This is a genomic window from Pseudomonas sp. R62 (assembly GCF_000257605.1).
GTDB lineage: Bacteria > Pseudomonadota > Gammaproteobacteria > Pseudomonadales > Pseudomonadaceae > Aquipseudomonas > Aquipseudomonas atacamensis.
This window is the reverse complement of record NZ_JH635998.1, coordinates 730319-733826: the sequence shown is the minus strand read 5'-3', so window position 1 is coordinate 733826 and position 3508 is coordinate 730319. Positions and strand designations below refer to the sequence as shown.

Below are 3508 nucleotides of genomic sequence, written 5' to 3'. Positions count from 1 at the left end.
TGGGCTGCAGCAAGGGCCAACTCTCCAAGCGCATTAGCCAGCTTGAAGCGCAATTCAGTGTGGTGCTGCTGCAACGCACCACCCGACGCTTGAGTCTGACGGCGGCGGGGGGCGGCGCTGCTGCCGCAGGCCCAGGCGCTGGTGGTTCAGGTCGAACGCGCACGGCAGGCTTTGGCGCGGTTGAAGGACGACATGGCCGGCCCCGTGCGCATGACGGTTCCGGTGTCGCTCGGCGAGACCTTCTTCGATGGCTTGCTGCTGGAGTTTTCCGGGCAATACCCGGAGGTGCAGATCGAGTTGGAGCTGAACAATAGCTATCGCGATCTGGCCCGTGATGGCTTTGATCTGGCGATTCGTGCCGAAGTGGCCAATGACGATCGGCTGGTGGCCAGGCCGCTGTTGGCGTGGCACGAAATGACCTGCGCCAGCCCGGCCTACCTCGAGCGCTTCGGCGAGCCGGCGACGCCGCATGCCTTGGCCGAGCATCGTTGCCTGCTCAACAGCCATTACAGCGGTCGCGAAGAATGGCTGTATCACCAGCAGCACGAGTTGTTGCGGGTGCGGGTTTCGGGTCCGTTTGCCAGCAATCACTACAGCCTGTTGAAGAAAGCAGCGCTGTCCGGCGCCGGCATCGCCCGTTTGCCGTCGTATCTGCTGCAAGCGGAACTGGCGGACGGCCGCTTGCGCTGGCTGCTGCGCGATTACCAGACCCGACGCATGCCGATGTATCTGGTGCACCCGTATCAGGGGGGATTGCCGAAACGCACGCAGGTGCTCGCGGATTATCTGATGGGCTGGTTCAAGCGCAGTGGCGAAGCGCTGGATCGACTGCAGCGCTGATGTGATTTCCCTGTGGGAGCGAGCCTGCTCGCGAATGCGTCAGTTCAGTCGATACCGATGTTGAATGACACACCGCTTTCGCGAGCAGGCTCGCTCCCACGGGGGTGATTATTTGGCGAAACGGCGGGCGATCAGCTGATCGATCGACAATTTGCCCGGCCCGGTCGCCATCAGGTACAGCAACACCGCCGCCCAGGTGCCATGGGTCGGGTAGGCATCCGGGTAGACAAACAGTTGGATAGTCAGGGTCATGCCCAGCAGCGCCAGCGCCGAAAACCGTGTGGCGAAGCCGAGCAGGATCAGCAGCGGAAACACATGCTCGGCAAACGCCGCCAGATGCGCGGCAATTTCCGGCGACAACAGCGGCAGGTTGTACTCGCTCTGAAACAGCGGAATCGTCGAATCGGCCAAACGTGGCCAGCCCAGTTCAAAGGTTCCGTCAATCAAATCGACGGCCAGTCCTTCGACCTTGGTTTGCCCGGATTTCCAGAACACCGCAGCGATGGAAAAACGCGCGATGAAGGCAATCAGGCTGTGCGGGATTTTTTCGAACAGCGCGATGACGCGCAGGATAAAAGCGTTCATAGCAACTCCTTGTAATTCAGCTGCGTGATCGCGTTATGCGCAATCAGTAAGGCGAGGGTTTGGGCGAGATCGAACGGCGGGCTGTTTTCTGCCGCCGCGAGCAGTGGCGAGCCCTGGAGCAGATGACGAAGGAACACGCTCGCACCTGGTTCAAGCGCAAACACCTCAACGTCGAGACCATTGCGCAGCACCAGAGCGTGCTGGCCTTGATTCAGGCCAATGCCCGCCAGAGTTGGCTCCTGCTGATGCGCGGCCCAGATCGCGACAACGGCGTAGGCTGAGTCGAGCAGGTGCAGCGAGGGATGCAGTTCGAAACACAGCTCAGTCAGCGACTGCGGATCGGCCAGCGCGGCACTGACTTGTTCAGGCCGTATCGGCTGCGCATCAGCGGCGTGGTAGGCGACAGTGCGCAGATGCTCAAGGCGCGCAACATCAGCGACATAAGGCACTCCGGCGATGGGTTCAAACTCTGCGATGAAGTCGGCGAAGTCTTCGCCATAGCGGCTCATCAACGGACTGTGTGGCGGCTGACTCTGGACGAAAATCGCTGCCATGGCGCGGAAGAACTCCTCGCCGACCAATTGCAGCACCACCGGATAGCTGTCGGCCAGGGCATTGATCAACGAGCTCTGCACGTTGTTGCGATACACCGCAAAACGTCGCGACGGATCGGCGCCGTTGCGGCTGCACAGGCCCTTGGGATACGGCAGTTGCGCATTGAGCAGGGCGGCGGCGAAGTCCGCTTGCGTGCTCATGCCGCACACTCCGCGCGGCGCAACAGCGTCTCGGCTTGCTGCGCTTCGGCGAGCAAAACGTCGAAGGCCGGCACCTGGTTATCGCGTTCGATCAGCGTCGCTACCGGGCCGATACGTTGCAGCACTTGCCGGTACAGATCCCAGACGGACTGATCAATAGGCGCGCCGTGATCGTCAATCAGCAAGCGATCGCCGAGGTTGTCGCAATCTTCAGCGAAGCCGGCCAGATGAATCTCGCCGACCGCGTGCAGCGGTAACGCATCGAGGTAGGCCAAAGGATCGCGCTGATGATTGATGCACGACACGTAGACATTATTGACGTCGAGCAACAAGCCGCAGCCGCTGCGGCGGATCACTTCGGCGATGAACTCGGCCTCGTCGATCGTCGAGTGCTCAAATCCCAGATAGGTCGCCGGGTTCTCCAACAGCATCGGTCGTTTCAGAGTGTTCTGCACCTGGTCAATGTGCGCACAAACGCGGTTCAGCGTCGGCGTGTCGTAAGCCAGTGGCAGCAGGTCATTGAGGAACACCGGGCCGTGGCTCGACCACGCCAGATGTTCGGAAAAGGCTTGCGGTTGATAGCGCTCGATCAGCTCGGCGAGGCGTTTGAGGTGCTGGCCGTCCAGCGGGCCTTCGCCACCGATAGACAGGCCCACGCCGTGCAATGACAGCGGGTACTGTTGGCGAATCAGACCGAGAAAATGATGAAAAGGGCCGCCGGCCACCATGTAGTTTTCGGCGTGGACCTCGAAGAAGCCGAGGTCAGGTACGGAGCCGAGCACTTCGAGGAAGTGCCCGGTCTTGAGCCCCAGCCCGGCGCGGGCAGGGAGCTCGGTGCGAGCTGCCTGAGTGCGCGGCAGGGACGGTTCGTGATGACTGAACATGGGCGTCACTCAGGCAGGCCGTGGATCAGGACTTGGCTTTGAAGGCTTCGAGCTGACCGAAACCGGTCGGCGAGGTTTTGCTTTCAGTGGTGGCGCAGGTGCCTTTCGGAACGAGCTTCCAGGCGTTGGCCTGATAGTCCATTTTCGCCGTGCCGGCGCAGGTAGTCCCGGCACCTGCGGCGCAATCGTTCTTACCCTTCATGGCCACGCCGAAGCATTTTTCCATGTTGGCATCGGCGGCCTGGGCGGTGGAGACAGTGGCGATGCTCAGAGCGGAACCGAGGGCCAGAACCAGGGCGGTAGCGGACAGGGTACGGGTAGTCGCAGTCATGATGTTTCTCCAGTTTTTATCAGGGTTTCTGCAAGCGGTTTGCGCTTGCTTGTCCCTCTAGAGAACGGGTGGGGGGATGCGTTACAGGCGGGGCGAGAAATTTATAAAAAAAT

At 61.1% G+C, this 3508-nt stretch carries 4 protein-coding genes and 1 pseudogene; 1 reads left to right on the top strand and 4 read right to left on the bottom strand.

Annotation, left to right across the window (positions count from 1 at the left end; translation table 11 throughout):
- Window positions 1-840 (top strand): annotated as a pseudogene (locus OQK_RS04765) (LysR family transcriptional regulator); the annotation flags it as partial.
- A gap of 108 nt (window positions 841-948) precedes the next feature.
- Here the strand turns inward: OQK_RS04765 and OQK_RS04760 are convergent.
- From OQK_RS04760 to OQK_RS04745, 4 genes are read right to left on the bottom strand one after another with little or no spacing between them, the layout of a single operon-like run.
- A complete protein-coding gene (locus OQK_RS04760) occupies window positions 949-1425 on the bottom strand; it encodes a DoxX family protein (RefSeq protein WP_016771361.1) in 477 nt (158 codons plus the stop codon).
- Window positions 1422-2180, bottom strand: a complete 759-nt coding sequence (locus tag OQK_RS04755; RefSeq protein ID WP_016771360.1) for an HvfC/BufC N-terminal domain-containing protein — start codon at window positions 2178-2180, stop codon at window positions 1422-1424. Before OQK_RS04755 ends, OQK_RS04760 begins: the two co-directional genes overlap by 4 nt.
- Window positions 2177-3064, bottom strand: coding sequence for an MNIO family bufferin maturase (bufB, locus tag OQK_RS04750; RefSeq protein ID WP_016771359.1), 888 nt, complete (start codon window positions 3062-3064; stop codon window positions 2177-2179). The genes OQK_RS04755 and bufB overlap by 4 nt, the downstream gene beginning before the upstream one ends.
- Window positions 3065-3089: 25 nt before the next feature.
- Window positions 3090-3395: a BufA1 family periplasmic bufferin-type metallophore gene (locus OQK_RS04745; RefSeq protein ID WP_016771358.1), complete on the bottom strand. Its 306-nt coding sequence runs from the start codon at window positions 3393-3395 to the stop codon at window positions 3090-3092.
- Window positions 3396-3508: the final 113 nt, after the last annotated feature.